This is a genomic window from Nostoc sp. CALU 1950, from assembly GCF_051172895.1.
GTDB lineage: Bacteria > Cyanobacteriota > Cyanobacteriia > Cyanobacteriales > Nostocaceae > Nostoc > Nostoc edaphicum_A.
Genome location: NZ_JBDNJQ010000011.1, coordinates 1 through 16,738, shown reverse-complemented (window position 1 = coordinate 16,738; position 16,738 = coordinate 1). Strand labels below are relative to the sequence as shown.

Below are 16,738 nucleotides of genomic sequence, written 5' to 3'. Positions count from 1 at the left end.
ATCAGCTATGTTCCAGAATAAGAAACATCGCATTGCTCTAATTTCTGTCGATGGCGACCCGGCTGTTGAAATCGGTCAAGAAGAAGCTGGGGGTCAAAATGTCTATGTGCGTCAAGTAGGTTATGCCCTAGCCCAGCAAGGTTGGCAAGTGGATATGTTCACTCGTCGTAGTAGTCCTGACCAAGCTGCGATCGCTCAACATAGCCTGAATTGTCGTACTATTCGGTTAAACGCTGGCCCAGCTGAGTTTATTGGGCGAGATAACTTGTTTAACCATTTACCTGAATTTATCGAAGAATTCCAGCGATTTCAGCAACGCCAAGGGTTCCATTACTCCCTAATTCATACCAATTACTGGTTGTCTTCTTGGGTTGGCATGGAATTGAAAAAGCAACAACCGCTGATTCAGGTGCATACTTACCACTCTTTAGGAGCGGTTAAATACAGAAGTATTGGTGATGTTCCCGTAATTGCAGCCCAGCGACTAGCTATAGAAAAAGCCTGTCTAGAAACTGTAGACTGCGTGGTTGCGACCAGTCCACAAGAACAGAAACACATGCGGATACTCGTTTCCAGCAAAGGGAACATTGAAATGATTCCCTGTGGTACCGATACTGATAAATTTGGGGAAATTCCGCGGTCTGCTGCACGGGAAAAGTTGGGAATTGCACCAGATGCCAAAATGGTTCTCTATGTTGGTCGGTTTGACCGACGCAAAGGTATTGAAACTTTAGTACGAGCTATTGGCAAGTCGAGTTTAAGGGGTGAGGCTAACCTCCAACTAGTGATTGGGGGTGGTAGTCGTCCAGGTCAGAGTGATGGAATTGAACGCGATCGCATCGCCAGCATTGTCACTGAACTCGGATTAGAAGATTGTACAACCTTTACCGGTCGCCTAGATGAAACTGTCCTTCCCTTCTACTACGCTGCTGCTGATGTCTGCGTAGTGCCCAGTCACTACGAACCTTTTGGTTTAGTTGCCATTGAGGCGATGGCGAGTAAAACTCCAGTCGTAGCTAGTAATGTCGGTGGGTTGCAGTTTACTGTTGTACCAGAGGTCACAGGTTTACTAGCGCCCGCCAAAGATGAAGTGGCTTTTGCTGCTGCCATAGACCGCATTCTGATCAACCCAGCTTGGCGAGACCAGTTAGGTGAAGCAGCAAGGCAACGGACAGAAATTGCTTTTAGTTGGTATAGTGTGGCATTCCGACTGACTCAGCTATACAGTCGTTTGCTGGCTCCAACTACACCCAATAACCGACCCCGGATTGCAGCTTAATTTTTACAGTTTTGAGCGCGGTAATATCGTCAAAGTAATTTGACCGCGCCCAAACAGTCAAACACAAACTACTCTTCTTACTGCTGCGCTATCCGCCAGTCACACAGAATTCAATTCTGAATTCTGGCTCCTGACTCCTGAATTCTATTTTTTAATTTCTCTACCAGAGTTTGCACCGTAGATTCTGGTTGCTGACGTGCTACAGGTTTTTGCTGTCCGAAACCATCAAACAATTCGTCAAGCTTGACCGTGAAGCCCAAATACGCCCCACCTGCGGAACGTGTCCCAGAAAAATCTCGGTCATCGACTTTACCAAAAACATATCCAGCAGAAAGGCGTAGATTAGGAGTAAGGTAGTAGCCTGTTTCTACCACAAAGCCTGTTTCGCTGTAGTTAGATTGACCAATCCAGCGAGCCTCACCAACTAAATCCCAGCTATATCCCAAACGATAAGTAGCTCGCAATTGTCCCAGATTCACCATACTTGTACCAACTAAATCGTTGGCTAAATAAGAAGTACTGTTACGCAAAGCATATTTACCGTAGAATTCCCATTGCCAGTTAGGGGCATAAATAGCTTCTAAAGCAAAGGTATGGTCTTGGGAACCCGTACCACTACCTAACAAAATAGTTTCAGGAATAATTGTCGGATTTTGGCGATATTCATAACGCAACAAGGCATTAAATTTATCGCTATTGGGGTCGCGGTAGGCTAAACCCAGCTTCAAATTAGCGGTATCTCCCAATCCTGAAAGCTTCTGATTGGAAGAGTTTGCTTGTTGATAACGTACCAGAGCCGTCAGAGCCGGAGAAATTTTACCTGTGGCACCTGCGGTAATTACTGTATTACTACCACCAGAAGAGGAACGATGCTCGTAACGAGCGCTGGCTTGAAACTGGGGATTATCACTGTACTCCAACCCAACGCTGTAACTATCGCCACCCTCAAATCCGATCGCAGATGCTGCTTGACCAAAGGCGTAGGGTTGGGCATATTGTTGACCCGCCGCAGTTCGTCCGAAGAAGTTGCCAAATACGTGTTCGTAAGCTAAATTCAGCCGCAATCCCGAAGCAATAGTCCAACGGTTATTTAGACCAATTGCACCTTGGGTAGTCAGTTCATTTGCACCACCCAAAATTGAGTAACGACCAGTCAAGGTGGTATCAGTACCGAGTTTGTGTTCACCATTGACACTTAAGCTGGTGATAGAATTACCCGAAAATTGACCGCCAGTGTAAAACTGTTGAGCCAAACTGACACTGACACCAGGAAGTGCTGCCCAATTCAACCCTAAAATAGTACGGTCTGGGTAAACAGTATCTTTTTGAGAAGATAAGCTGAGTTCATTTTGGGCTTGGAAAGTCAGGTTTTTCGCAATGGGAACTGTAAAACGCGATCGCAATTGATTAGAATTACTATTCAGAGCGCTGTCGGGGATACGGTCTTCCCGATTACGATGAATCCAATCCAGATCCAGAATAGCTTTACCTAAGCGTTGTTGAATCCCAGCGGAAATCGTCGTCAGTGAATTATCAACTTTGCTCCCAGGTATGGACTCATAACGGGGTGCAAACAGTTCTTCAAAGGTGTCTAGGGGTTGGGGAGCAATCCCAAAATTGTCTTCGTGGTCGTATTGCACCCTGACGTTAGTACTTGAAGTTAGTTTAGCTGTAACCTGCGCCCCATAACGGGTTTGTCCCGGTACAAAGCTGATAGTGGCATTATTGGCAAAACCCGTATCAGCAAAGCGATAATAGGCACGACCTTGAATCCCATTGGCAATTTCTCCCTCAGCTTCCAAGCGGTAGGCATCACCACTAACTTTTCCCACAACATCAGAATCATTAGTGGAATGGGCATATTCTGCGATTAACTTGCCTTTGTCACCCAAAGCAATCAGCGCATCTGCACCGTAGAGTTGAAAATCACGCACTCCATGATTTTCTTGAACATAAGTTGCTCCTATCCAACTTTCCTGGTTAAGTTTGCGGGAAAGATTATATTGCAAACGACCAGCATAGATATTGCCGTCAGAGTTTTGGTCGTCATATTGATAGCTAACAATAATCCGACGTACCAACACTTGTCCAGTTTGATCAATATCGGTGCGAAGAATCGGTTCGCGGAATATTAATGTACCGCGATCGTAGTCGATTTCATAGTCTGGGCCTCGGTTAAGCTGTTTCCGTTCTAATACAGTCCCAGGACGATTGAGTTCTTCTAACTCGATAAAGACATTTTCGCTACCTGGTTGTAGTAGTCTGCGAGAGAGGAAGTAATAACCACTAGTACCATCGGGAGCAATGGTATCTCTTTGAAACCCTTCTAAGTTGTTGCCATAGAAACCTGTAATTTGTAGGTTTCCTAAGTTGTAGTTAGCTTTAAAACCGTGGAGTTGACGAGTGATAGAAGTAAATTGCTGCGATCGCCGCGCAAATTCTTCTGTGTTGTAGTCACCCCACATGCCATAATCTGGATCAGAGCCGGGGATACGAGCTGAACGCTCGAAACGCAGAAATACACTGTCAATAGAAGGCGCAACTACATCAACTTTCGAGCTATCGCCGTAAACAGGATAATTTTGCTCACTAAATTGGTAAGTTCTAAACAGGCGATTATCGCAGTTACAATCTTCATTCAGGCTACGAGAACTGTTGTATGCACCTGTAAATAACCATTCCCCGATCGCACCAGTGGCAAATATCGCGGAATTGAAATCTAATTGCGTTCTGTTGTCTTTATCTGGAGGGAGGAAATCACGGAAACTACCGTAATAATTTGTACCTCTAGCGCCTAAACGTAAATCTATGACCCCTGTCACCAAACTCGGACGTAGTGACGTTTCAAATTGCAGTTGAGTAAAGGCTTCTAAATCATTAGCGATCGCGCGAATTGTCACAGTTTGCGCTTTTAGCTGCGATCGCAACATCGCTGTAAATTGCCCAGCTTTCGCCTCCACTTGAAATCCCGGTTCATCGGGTTTGAAGTCTTTCCCAACCAACTCCCCAGCAGTAGGGATCAAAGTGACAACGGCATCACGGTTAGAGCGATTACCACTTGCATCGATGAGTTGACCCCGAATTGTCGCCGTAGAACGTCCATCTGCTGGGATACGGGACTCAACTGTTTCTACAGTTAGTTTTTGTGGCGCTCCCCGGACTGCGACTTGCACTGTTACAGGGGGTTCTGTTCCGCCGACAACTTGTGCAGAGATGGTGTTTGCACCTTCTTTTAACGAGACACCATACCATGTCTGCGTTACCAAGTTAGTAGTGGCATCAGTTTCCGTCCGTCCCACTAAAGAAGGGTCTACCAACGCCCCATTTACCCGCAATTCTACTTGACTACCAGCGGGGAACTGTACAATTACCGTGCTAGCTTGGACATCTACAACACTTTCAGCTGTTGGAGTCAAAATTTTGATTGCTGTAGAGATAGGGATAGTGGGGGACACGGGAAGATTTTCATTCACCCCTTCCGTTGTCTCCGTGTCCTCTACTCCTGCTATTTTGCGTAAGCCTCTAGGCAAATCAACAGAAGTTGCTGGTTGAAATGGTTGTATTTCTGTTGGAGAAGTTTCAAGCTGTGTCTCAGTGTCTTTGCGTGCTGCTATTTTACGTAAGCGTCTGAGCAAATCAACAGAAGTTGCTGGTTGAAATGGTTGTATTTCCGTTTCACTTGGCTGGATATCTGGAATTGAAGTATCAGTAACTGGTGCTGAAGAAGTTGAGGGAAGTTCCAGGGGTGAAAGTTGCTTGTCAGAACTTCCCAAAAGATGGGGAGAATTCAAAGCCTCTCCCCTTTTAGAACTTGAAAAGTCAGGATCTTCTACACCCTTATTTGCTTGCGAAGGAGAATCGGGGAACAGTAGATTTTCACTAGTGATTTCAGCTTTGGCGATCGCAGGATATAAAACAAGGCTGAGAGCCATTACTGGCATCGCCCCGATCAATCTCAGGTTAAATGTAGTTGTACAGTGCAGTCTGAGTTTCATTTCTTCACTGACTCCTGAAATGTGGGGGTGACAGCGAAGTTCATACGTACCAAGCCACCAGGTTCTAAATGCACCAAGCGAGATTGGCTATTGCGTTCGCGGAATTTTTCGTTACGAGCTAGGGCGTAACCGGGTACACTGCTGAGGTCTAATACACCTGTGTGGTATCCAGGTAAAGCATTAGCTAAGGAGAACAAACCATTCGGATCTGTAGTGATGCGGTTCCCGTCCTCCAGAAAAATCACCGCATTTGGTATTCCTGGCTCACCACGCTGTTGTTCACCATCAAAGTTTTTATCAACAAACACCCGACCGATAATCGTGCCACAATCAGAAACGATTCCTGGACGAATTTTCAACTGGTGGGTTGCTGGGCCATCCTTGGTGCTAAAACTGTTATCAGCTCGTTGGCCATTAACGATCGCACTATTACGACCATTCCCACGCAGTGAATCAGCTGTGAGTTGAGCAGCGTAGGCAATATTCAGAACTTTCTCTGTGGGAATCGTTACATCTGTGCGGAATGTCACTGTGTTTCCATTGCGTTCTGAGGTGATAGTGACTGGTTGACCGTCCAATTCTCCCCGCACAGATTTCGGCAAGAAATTGAATCCTAAAGGTAGGTTGTCGGTGACAAATATATTATTCAAACCAGCATCAGCGAGATTTTTCACCGACACGCGGTAGATTACCGTATCTCCAGGTTCAGCAGCAGCGCGATCGCCTGTTTTGATAATCTGTAACTGATTGGCTTGACACAAATTTGTGGTGAATTCAAAGGCTAATAAATCCAGTCCCACTGTTTCTGCATTGGGAACTAGAACAACTGTTTGCTCTACCCTGGTTTCGCCTGTGAGACTAATTGGTTGACCATCTAGAGAAGTAGCGACATATCGGACGACACCATTACCTTGTGTACCACTACTACCAAGGATTTCAATCTTGACCCGCCGCTGTTTATAGATAGAATTTGGTGGTGGATTAACTACAAAAATGTAGGTTCTACCTGGATCAGTTTGACCCTTATTCGGATCGAGTAAAAAATTGTAGACACCCGCAGGGTTATTCGTAACGAAGTAAGGGTTACTATTCTCGGTATTTGGCGATTTACCACCAGGTACATTGTTATTAGGAATATCTGGTAACTCTGTTCGAGTCAAAGAAACCAAATTGCCCAATTCTGTCCCCGTTGGATCACTAGAGTTAGGTTCGTATACCCCAACTGAAAAACCTGTATAGTCAGGTAAAATTGTGCCAGCACAACCTAAAATCCGCCCTAATGGGTCAACTAATGGGCTAGGACTAACATTGATCTGACTAGAACTGCCTTGATATTGATAATTACTGCCAGAATCTGTATAAGTATAAGTAGCTTGATTTATTAATGGCAAAGACGCAACCAGATTGTTAGTCTGTTGCGCGATCGCTGGTATAGGTATAGTAGTATGCAAAAAACTTCCCAGAAGAAGAGTAGCTGTTAACCGTCGCCACCAGCTACTGCTAGAAGTAATTTGCTTTTGGTTTTGAGGACGGCTCACTGAACATCTCTCCTCTGGGATACCAAGTTTCTTGTTAAGAAAAACACTTATTTATAGAAATCCAAAATTATTAAAAGTCCACCGCTACATTAATCCGATTTGATTTGTTAAATGTCGCGTCAGGGTTGTCCTTAGTAGAAAAAACCAAGGAAGATCCCAATTTCAATCAACGCACTTGGGTTTGATAAGTCGCCTTGACTGTCGTTTTTGCTGGAACTGACGGAACCTGTAAACGGATGTGGGTGTAAGCAATGGCCGGTGCTGGTTTAGTTTCCACTTTGCCGTCAGGAAGAATAACTTTAACAGTGGGATTTTCTCCAAAGCTGCGCCCACCATCAATGCTGTAAGTAATTTTTCCATTATTAGCCACATTTGCAGATTTCAGTACGTATAGCATTCCCTTCGGAATAGGTTGATTCAGAGTCAAATTCTTCACTACGCGATCGCTCTTATTTTCGCTACTCAAGGTATATCGCAACACATCTCCCGGTCGTACCACAGCTTGACCTTTTAAAGGTTCCCATTTTTGGCTTTGTTTACCCTGCTGATCTTGCGCCACCACTTGCTTTTCTGCTTCTAAGCGCAATTGAATTTGCCCTTGAGTTTTGATATTCTGAGCAATGGCACTTTCTGAATGCCACCCCGGAATTTGGCTGATAAATGGAACTGTAGCAATCAGTGCGATCGCTCCTAAACCTGCAAGAGAAACACGCCTCATATAAATAACCTCAAAAAACTTCCAGAATGTTGATTATTGACTTATCTTTCCCTGCTTGTACTCAAAAATAGTCACTCCCCTCTTTGCAAGCAAAGAGAGGGTAGGAATGAGGTCAAACGAATTAGTTCACCTTGCGTTGGAAGGTAAATGTTCTTTGAATACCCGGTGCGATCACGCCAGTTACAGTATTGACATACTTAGTCACATCAGTGTTTACCGTAGTTCCAGTTTGGTCGATGCCAGAGCTATTAGCTGGATTACCACTGAAGAATTGGATGGTTGCAGCCCCAGAATCCTTAGCTGAACCAACAATATTGCTGGTATCAATTTGAGTGTTATTATCATTGTCCAGCGCCCAGTTGTTCTTACCATCATTCAGGGCTGTACTGAGGGTACCATCTTCAATAATCACAACTTTGTCAGCATTCAAAATCACATTCCCAGTTCCAGATTGAGATTCGGAAATATTGCTGTACTGAATTTGGTACTCAATAATGTTTCCTGGTGCAGGCTTCTTCGCATCGGTACTGAATGTGCCATCATTACCTTGAACTACAGGCCCTGTTCCTTGTAAGACTCGTGACACTTTCAGCAGTTTCAAAAAGCCAGTGTACACGCGATCGATGGTGATGTTGGATGAATCAAAGATAGTATCGTTGCCAGTATCCTTAATTCCATCAGCGTTACTATCCGTCGTGTAGTTGTCAATAGAAGCAATTATGGGTACTGGGAAGCCTCTATTAATATCAGTCGATAACTGCGTATCTGGAGGTAAATCAACTTCTACACCATAATTGAGAGTTGCATTAGGAGCAAAGTTGGGAATGGTTATTGGTGTAATAGGTCCTGTAAACACTCCATTATTGTAAGTATAAACAGCAGACTGACTATTATAGGTAATAGTCACCTTCGTACCATTTGGTAAATCTCCTGGAACTATTGGTGGTGTTGGCTCTAGCTTCAAAACGCCTGGATCAGTACCACTGTTTTTAACTGTGTTGGTGAAGCCAACTGATTGAGGATCGAGTAAACTACCAGGTGCGGTACCAGCAGGAACCAGAGAAGATTTGTTGGTGAAGTCATCGTTAGTTCCACCCGATGGCCCAGTGGCATCCGGCGCATTCTGCGGGCCGTTGAATATTGCTGAAGCAACAGGTGCTTGTAGTGTGAAGACGTTGGCCTCACCTCCTGGTGTACCATCACCAGTGTTGTTGTTACCTGTGTCAGTTCCAGTTTCTGGAGCTGTTGGAGTACCAATATAGCCATCATCAACGTCGCCAGCCAATAGAGTATCGGGAACACCATCACCATTGGTATCTGTAACGCCATGAGGTGTCATATTCCCTGGTGGACCATTGTAGTTGCTGGGATTTTGGTCGCCAGAATCATCGTAGACTGGGAGATTGCTACTGGGTGTTTGACCAAATAATTGGGCAATGTTAGCGACGGTTAAGGGTGAAGTTGCAGTTGATTCAACGGCTAGCTGAATCGAGAAGCCATTCACCGTTGTACCAGGAGCGATGGAAGTAATGATTGCTGGATTATTGATAAAACCAACGCGAGTGACTGAGGCCAAGGGTGGTGCTGTCGTAGTCCAACTCGCTGTATTCGCATTAATTGTAACTGCGTCAGTGGTATAGACAGTTTGCCAACCAGGAGGCGCAGTTGGTGCTATTGCCAAATCTGTACCCGCAGGAATCGCATCAGAAACCAAGATATGGGTGCTAGCAGCACCATTAACATTGATGCTTGTGCCCGTCAAAGCTGCTGGTATAATTCCCTGCCCTGTGGGATCGTTGGACTCAACTCGCAAACTCAAATCGTAAGTCAGCTTGTCATCTGTAATTGCAGTGGTGCCAGCATTGTTATAGCCACTACGAATCTTGAGAATGGTGGCTAAGGTGTAGGTCTTCACCGTTAAACCAACCTGAATTTGCTCGGTGGCGCTGGCTTCCCGCGTACCATTAACTGGTAGACCATTTACCTCACCAACAGCACCACCATCGGCGTTATCTACGGTAAACACGTCACCACCATCAGGACTCCGCAGTTGGTTTTGGGCATCACCAGGAGTATTACCAAGGGTAACAGTAATTACGTCGTTGGTTTGAGCGCCATTCTGGACGGTAACTGGCACTCGTACCAACACGGTACCACCAACTGGAACCGAAGGTGTGTCTACACCGCCTTGGGGAATATTTATCCAAGTTTGACCCCCGTCGGTACTATATTGCAGGCTATTAACTGTACCACCATCTGGTAATGTGCCAGAAACTGTACCCGGTCCAGTTGTTGTAGCTTGGTTAGGAATGTGGAATTGGGTTGGGTCATTACCTACGTTGGTTAAGGTGTAGGTATAGATAAGTAAGTCACCAACCTGAACTGTTGTATTGGTAGGACTAGAAGTGGCATCTGTGACACCAGACGCAGTGACGGTAATACCAGCAACCTCTGCTACGGTGACAATGACAGTGTTAGAAGTGGAATTAATTGTTGTCCCTGGACTGTTGGGATCTTCGTAAGTTGCTGTTGCGGTGTTACTGATAGATGTACCCGCAGTAGTTCCGTCAGCTAATACAGGTGCGAGAAATTGGAAAAAGCTACCAGTTAATAATGCTGTTGCTACTAGAGATTGGTAAAGTCTACGCTGCTTGTTGACAGATTTATTTCGGTTTACCATAAAAGTAGTTTGTTTGTTTGCTGAACTTGTATCTTGGATTTTGAGACAGGATAAAGTTCGGCAATTCCTTAAAGAATTACCGACTATAGCTGCCCAAAACTTCAATGTTTCGGGAATGCATATTTAAGGAGTGAAATGATTGACACTCCTTGAAAATTATATTGAGGCAATAATCAGAAATAACTTGTCTACTTGTTTTACGCTTACCCTTGAGACTCAAGGCTGGCAATCGCAAATATGTGTAATTTATTACTGTATTTTGCTAAGTTGTTGATGTAAATAGCAATGTAGCTTTTACAGCAAAAAAAATCTTCCGTATAAATAAGTAACTTATCTAGCTATGAATGAGTGCATCAAAATTGAAAAAGTAACTTTATTTTGGCAACACACATAAAAATTTTAGTGGTTTAACTCAGGCGCTAAAAACACTAAAACTTATGTATGAAAATACTTTTGCGTCTTTTCCATCAGCAAGACATACTGCTCAATAGAGTCGTTTAGATAAAAAAATTGAAAGTTAACTAGGTGATCTAGATTACTTAAATGAGATAGTAATTTAAATAAATGCAAATTAAGCATAATTAGAATGCAATTTAATCATATTACTTAGCCGTGTTAATGCTGAGTAATTGAAGCTGTTTTCTTTTTTTATAACATTAGATGCATAAGTGTAAATACTAAATGTAGGGATTACTGATGTTAAAGTTTTACAATAATCATTCCTTTCAATACTAAACATACCCGACAATTTTTGTCGGGTATGTTTGACTGGTATTTTTACTCGTGTTACTATCAGGCGACAGTCGACAGACAAACAGGGAAAGCTAGTTTATGACTCAGGCAATCAAAACCCAAACCCAAACCCAAAGCAGCACTGCCTACTTTCAAGCCTTAAAGTGTAAGGAATGTGGTGCGGAATACGAACTCAAAGCCAGTAATGTTTGTGAGTTATGTTTTGGCCCGTTAGAAGTCAAGTACGACTACAACGCCCTACGTCTGACTGTCACTCGTGAAACAATTCAAGCTGGGCCCAACTCCATTTGGCGCTATCGTCCCTTTTTGCCTGTCGCAACTGACAATGTTATAGATGTGGGAACGGGTATGACTCCCTTGGTTCGTTCCCATCGTCTTGCCCGTCGCCTGGGTCTAAATAAGCTTTATATAAAAAATGATGCCGTGAATATGCCCACCCTGAGCTTTAAGGATCGGGTGGTATCAGTTGCTCTATCGAGAGCGCGAGAATTGGGTTTCACTACTGTTTCTTGCGCTAGCACTGGGAACTTGGCAAATTCTACAGCTGCGATCGCAGCTCACGCCGGTTTAGACTGCTGTGTGTTCATCCCCGCAGATTTGGAAGCCGGTAAAATTCTAGGTAGCCTAATCTACAGTCCCACCCTCATGGCTGTCAAGGGCAACTACGATCAAGTAAATCGCCTCTGTTCAGAAGTTGCTAATACACATGGCTGGGGTTTTGTCAATATCAATCTGCGTCCTTACTACTCTGAAGGGTCTAAGACGTTAGGTTTTGAAGTTGCGGAACAACTAGGCTGGGAACTACCGGATCATGTTGTTGCTCCTTTGGCATCTGGTTCATTATTTACCAAAATTTATAAGGGTTTCCAAGAATTTATAGAAGTTGGTTTGGTAGAAAACAAAAGTGTTCGTTTCAGCGGTGCTCAAGCTGAAGGTTGTTCACCTATCGCCCAAGCCTTCAAAGAAGGACGCGACTTTATTAAGCCAGTTAAACCGAATACAATTGCTAAATCGCTGGCGATCGGCAACCCAGCAGATGGCATTTATGCTGTGGAGTTAGCTCAGAAGACTGGTGGTAATATTGAATCAGTTAATGATGCAGAAATTATTGATGGCATCAAGCTACTGGCAGAAACCGAAGGCATCTTCACAGAAACGGCTGGTGGTACAACTGTAGCCGTGCTGAAAAAACTGGTAGAAGCTGGCAAGATTGATCCAGATGAAACTACCGTGATTTACATCACTGGCAATGGTCTGAAAACCCAAGAAGCAATCCAAGGCTACGTTGGTGAACCCTTGACTATTGACGCCAAACTCGATAGTTTTGAACGTGCGCTAGAGCGATCGCGTACTCTCGATCGCTTGGAATGGCAACAAGTCCTCGTTTAGTTAGGAGTTATGAGTTATGAGTTTTTTATTCATAACTCTTTACTCTTAACTTATTCCTAGCTCCTGACTCCTCATTCTTGATTCTTCACTTTTTACTTCTATGGCTGTAAAAGTTTTAGTTCCTACGACTCTTCAAAGTTTTACCAATAATCAAGCTACTCTAGAATCCAGTGGTAGCACCATTGCGGAATTGTTGGAATCATTAGAAAAAAGCTTTCCTGGGATTAAATCGCGCTTATGCGATGAACAAGGTAAACTACGTCGGTTTGTAAATTTTTACGTCGATAGCGAAGATATCCGTCATTTAGATGGTATTAACACAACTCTTAAAGATGGCGATGAAGTAAGTATTGTCCCAGCTGTTGCAGGTGGTTAATACAGAGAACACTCAATAAAGTAGAAGCATTACCTCGTTCCCAGTCTCCGGCTGGGAATGCCTATTAAGAGGCTCCGCTTACCTGACTCGCGACAAATATGATGTCCGTTGAATTTTTGCGATCGCACCAGCGGAATCCGGGTTTAACCCTTCCCATTTGACCTTTACCCTTTTCCCACAAGAGTGCAAAGCACATTTGTAAGAGGTTAAAGATTGATAATTTAACCATCAATAGCGAAATACCGCAGCTAATGGTGTATTATCTGGCATATCTGCCGACTCATCCGCATAGACAATACCACCATTCAAGATAGTCTGAGTTGCTGCGAAATCTAATAATTCTTCATCGTTAGGTTCTGCATTGGGATGCACCTGAACCGTTTGGGTGTTTGGGTCAAAAGTACCCCACTGCTGTTGATTGAGAGCGACAATTAACTTGTCAACGCGCCCCTGAGAAGCCGCTGGAATAGTTTCGGTAATTTGGCTGGAGGCTTTTCCAGTTCCCAATAGTTCCCTGTATTGAGCGATCGCCTCTTGCTGTGCTTGTAAAAAGTAAGGTTCCACTATGACAAGTATGGTACACAAGTGTTAAAGGTCGCGGATACTTTGAGGCTGACAAGATAATATTTTTAATCTCTAATTCCATTTGATTTGCGTTCTGTCATATCGCTTTTAGTCTAAACTCCAGTTGGAACCTAAAGCAATTATCCCAGTAATGCAAATCCAAGGGTCTACTTTTAGTATTTCAGTAAATTCACTGCAACAGTATTTATCTATAAAGGTACATAAAAGTATAAGTTAACTTTCAGGAAAATTACGATGGATTTTACAGAGTCTATCAAAAATAAGCTAATTTCTTCAGGTATAATTGACCAAGCTTTAAAGGTAGGAGATATTATTCCTAATTTCATTCTACTTAATGCTTTCGGTCAAGCAGTAGAATTACAAAAACTACTAGTTAGTGGGCCTGTAGTTATTTCCTTTTTTCGAGGTTCTTGGTGTCCTTTTTGTAACTTAGAACTAGCAGGACTCCAGCAAGCATTACCTGCAATTAAAACATTAGGAGCATCACTAATTGCTATTTCACCTCAAACTACTCGTCATACCATATCAACTGTAGAAAAACATGAACTAACCTATGAAGTATTGAGCGATCGCAGCAATATGATTGCTCGTCAATTTGGAATTGTGTTTCAAATCCCAGAGTATTTAAGACATATATTAGAGGAAAAGGGTCATGTGTTACCTAGATACAATGGAGATGAGTCTTTTGAACTACCTATTCCAGCTACATTTGTAGTTGATCGAGACGGAAAAATCGTTTATGCTTTTGTTGATGCAGATTATACTAAACGGTTAGACCCAATTGAAATAGTGAGTATTCTAAGAAATATTCCTATAGTTAGCAAAAGCTAGTACCGCTTCGCGTAATTCGTAATTCGTAATACTTCTCTACGATACGCTACGTGTACTTGCTTCCACGAAGTGGTTCGGCTACGCTCAGTACAAGTTCGTAATTCTGATACTGCAAGCCTTTCATTGATTTGGAATGGGTGTTTTATTTACGCCGTACTGTAGTAGTATATTAATTTTAGATTTAACTATTTTTTCCAATTCTTAGATAATATTCAGCTTTATATCATACTCGTATCAGGATAATCTGTAATTCTAATAATTAAAATAAATCAGGCAGGATTTAGAAAATATTTCCTTCTAAAGTATCTGTCTGATTTGATGAGTTTCATTTAAAATTATCACAAAATAGTTATCAAAGATATGCAAAACGCTAATCTACAAAAAGCGACATTTGGAGCAGGCTGTTTCTGGGGAGTTGAAGCAGCATTTCGTCAAGTAAAAGGAGTAATTTCTACAGCAGTTGGTTACAGTGGCGGACACTTTGATAATCCAACTTACGAAGATGTCTGTAGAGGAAAAACTGGACACGCTGAGGTAGTGGAAGTGGAATACAATCCAGCAATAGTATCTTATAATGAACTGCTAAATGTGTTTTGGAATAAGCACAATCCCACAGCATCAAACCACGAGGAACCAGATGTTGGTTATCAATATCGGTCAGTGATATTTTTCCACACTCCAGAACAGGAATTATTAGCAAGAGCCTCCAAGGAGCAGCTTGAAAATAGTTCTCGCTATCACAAAAATCCAATTGTGACGGAGATTGTACCTGCATCACAATTCTATAGAGCAGAAGAGTATCATCAGCAATATCTGGAGAAGCATGGACGAGCATCTTACAGGATAGGCTAATCTTTCACCGGATTGAGGGGATATTAAAAGTCGAATGCTGCAAATCCCCTTACTTGCTATACATATCAGGGAACTTTGCTTGAAGTTTAGCCAGCTTCGGCAAGTCATTCATTACAACATAGCGATCGCTCGGATGATGCACTATATAATTCTGATGGTATGCCGCAGCCTGATAAAAACCTTTCAAAGGATCTAATTCCGTCACAATCGGCTTGTCGAAGATTTGCGATTTGTTGAGTTGAGCGATATATTCTTGTGCAGCCTGTTTCTGCTCATCGTTAGCAAAAAAGATCGCCGAACGATATTGCTTACCTGAGTCTGGCCCTTGTCGATTTAACTCAGTTGGGTTATGCGCTACCAAAAAGTAGACCTTCAGAAGTTGGTTATATGATATTTTTGATGGATCGTAAATGATTTTTACGGATTCAGCATGATTAGTTAATCCAGCACTGACAAGTGTGTAGTCTGCGGTTCTTGCATCGCCTCCAGAAAAGCCAGAAACGACATCAGAAACACCTAATAGATGCTCAAAAACTGCTTCCATTCCCCAGTAGCACCCACCAGCGAAAACCGCTACTTGCTTTCCCTGCGGTGCAGCATTCGAGATATCAGTGGCGGGAGCAGAAAGCATCACACGAGACGCACCGTATAGGAGTAAAAAAGTCAGCGAAATGATGGACAAGTTGCGTAATAACTGACGGGAGAGAGTAAAGTTATGAATTGACATGAGGTTGTGAACTCCTTTATTTAATAGACGAAGAACCGAGTTTATTCAGCTATTTTGTTATTAGATAGAAATCTTCAAACCCAATCCGGCGATAAAAACTTTGGGCAGAAGTATTTTTCTGCTTATAATCTCACTCTGTGCATATCTGCACTTTAGTTTAGTTAATTTGCTATATGAAGTATCACCTTTTTATTAAAGATGGGGCTGATATTTTGATTAAAATTTGCTAGGTGAATTGATAAATAAAAATCTAGGATAAACTCAGTAAAAATTAATATTAATTTTTATTATCAAAATCAATGATCGTTTCGATATTATCTGTTCGTTGGTGTTCAAGATGATGTCAGTAAAGCATTGATATGTCGCCGCACGAGATATTTTTGTTGATCTGCGGAGAATTGCTCAGGACGAATCACAACACCAGTGCCAATGCCATCCACTAGGGCGATGAGTGCATTGGCTTCGAGGGTTAAATCAAGATCGGCTCGAATTAGCAAGGCTTTTTGTAAGTCAGCTAATTCTTGACAAATAATCTGCCGTAAAAAGTCATAGCGTTTTCGGTGTTCCTGAACAAGGCGATCGCGCCCGATAGAATAGCCCAAAAATGCCACCCAAACCTTCCAATCAGCTTTGTCAATGTCCTCCAGAGGTAGAGCCACAAAAATCATCTGTGCTAGTCTGTCAATTCCTTGTCGTCCCTCGGCACAGGTTTTCATTTCCTCTAGGACGTTTTCAAACACCTGTTCCAGAGCAAATAGGGTGAGTTCTTCTTTATCTCGAAAGTAATGGGTAACAACCCCGGTTGAAGAGCCAAGTTCTTGCGCGATCGCCCGCATACTGGCACGATCCAATCCTTCACGGACAATCACCCGCCATGCCGCTTTAGCAACTTCAATACGGCGATCGTCATAACTCATAGCTCTCCTCGGTTTACAGCAACATGAAACAAGTATCTTGACAATTACTTTTCTTGGCTGTAGCCGCAACTGTTTTAAATCCTTCTCTACTAGACGCT

Annotated in this window: 12 protein-coding genes; 5 read left to right on the top strand and 7 right to left on the bottom strand. The window is 43.0% G+C overall.

What is annotated here, in order from left to right; translation table 11 throughout:
• Positions 1-7: 7 nt before the first annotated feature.
• A complete protein-coding gene (locus ABF638_RS05410; RefSeq protein WP_435020912.1) occupies positions 8-1,279 on the top strand; it encodes a glycosyltransferase in 1,272 nt (423 codons plus the stop codon).
• A gap of 110 nt (positions 1,280-1,389) precedes the next feature.
• Here the strand turns inward: ABF638_RS05410 and ABF638_RS05405 are convergent, their stop codons facing one another.
• The 4 genes from ABF638_RS05405 to ABF638_RS05390 all read right to left on the bottom strand — a co-directional run bounded on the left by ABF638_RS05405 (position 1,390) and on the right by ABF638_RS05390 (position 10,210).
• A complete protein-coding gene (locus ABF638_RS05405) occupies positions 1,390-5,274 on the bottom strand; it encodes a TonB-dependent receptor (protein ID WP_435020910.1) in 3,885 nt (1,294 codons plus the stop codon).
• Entirely contained in the window at positions 5,271-6,812 is a 1,542-nt protein-coding gene (locus ABF638_RS05400) for a hypothetical protein (protein WP_435020908.1), read from the bottom strand. The genes ABF638_RS05405 and ABF638_RS05400 overlap by 4 nt, the downstream gene beginning before the upstream one ends.
• A 166-nt stretch (positions 6,813-6,978) precedes the next feature.
• Positions 6,979-7,530: a hypothetical protein gene (locus ABF638_RS05395; protein WP_435020906.1), complete on the bottom strand. Its 552-nt coding sequence runs from the start codon at positions 7,528-7,530 to the stop codon at positions 6,979-6,981.
• Positions 7,531-7,651: 121 nt separating this feature from the next.
• Entirely contained in the window at positions 7,652-10,210 is a 2,559-nt protein-coding gene (locus tag ABF638_RS05390; protein WP_435020904.1) for a beta strand repeat-containing protein, read from the bottom strand.
• An 831-nt stretch (positions 10,211-11,041) separates the two neighbouring features.
• Here ABF638_RS05390 and thrC point away from each other — a divergent pair.
• Together thrC and ABF638_RS05380 are read left to right on the top strand one after the other, a co-directional pair.
• Positions 11,042-12,352, top strand: coding sequence for a threonine synthase (gene thrC, locus ABF638_RS05385; protein ID WP_435020902.1), 1,311 nt, complete (start codon positions 11,042-11,044; stop codon positions 12,350-12,352).
• A 100-nt stretch (positions 12,353-12,452) separates the two neighbouring features.
• Entirely contained in the window at positions 12,453-12,728 is a 276-nt protein-coding gene (locus ABF638_RS05380) for a ubiquitin-like small modifier protein 1 (protein WP_181929738.1), read from the top strand.
• A gap of 228 nt (positions 12,729-12,956) precedes the next feature.
• Here ABF638_RS05380 and ABF638_RS05375 read toward each other — a convergent pair whose 3' ends face one another.
• Positions 12,957-13,292 (bottom strand): hypothetical protein, encoded by a 336-nt coding sequence (locus ABF638_RS05375; RefSeq protein WP_435020900.1) that lies wholly within the window; start codon positions 13,290-13,292, stop codon positions 12,957-12,959.
• Positions 13,293-13,547: 255 nt separating this feature from the next.
• Between ABF638_RS05375 and ABF638_RS05370 the strand changes: the two genes are divergently transcribed.
• Both ABF638_RS05370 and msrA (ABF638_RS05365) read left to right on the top strand, forming a co-directional pair.
• Positions 13,548-14,144: a peroxiredoxin-like family protein gene (locus ABF638_RS05370; protein ID WP_435020898.1), complete on the top strand. Its 597-nt coding sequence runs from the start codon at positions 13,548-13,550 to the stop codon at positions 14,142-14,144.
• A 360-nt stretch (positions 14,145-14,504) separates the two neighbouring features.
• On the top strand, positions 14,505-14,996 hold the full coding sequence (gene msrA, locus ABF638_RS05365) for a peptide-methionine (S)-S-oxide reductase MsrA (protein WP_435020896.1): 492 nt from the start codon (positions 14,505-14,507) through the stop codon (positions 14,994-14,996).
• 49 nt (positions 14,997-15,045) lie between these two features.
• Here msrA (ABF638_RS05365) and msrA (ABF638_RS05360) read toward each other — a convergent pair whose 3' ends face one another.
• Both msrA (ABF638_RS05360) and ABF638_RS05355 read right to left on the bottom strand, forming a co-directional pair.
• Positions 15,046-15,723, bottom strand: coding sequence for a peptide-methionine (S)-S-oxide reductase MsrA (gene msrA / locus ABF638_RS05360; protein WP_435020894.1), 678 nt, complete (start codon positions 15,721-15,723; stop codon positions 15,046-15,048).
• Positions 15,724-16,055: 332 nt separating this feature from the next.
• The coding region (locus tag ABF638_RS05355) for a TetR/AcrR family transcriptional regulator (RefSeq protein WP_435020892.1) at positions 16,056-16,738 on the bottom strand (683 nt) is incomplete at its 5' end.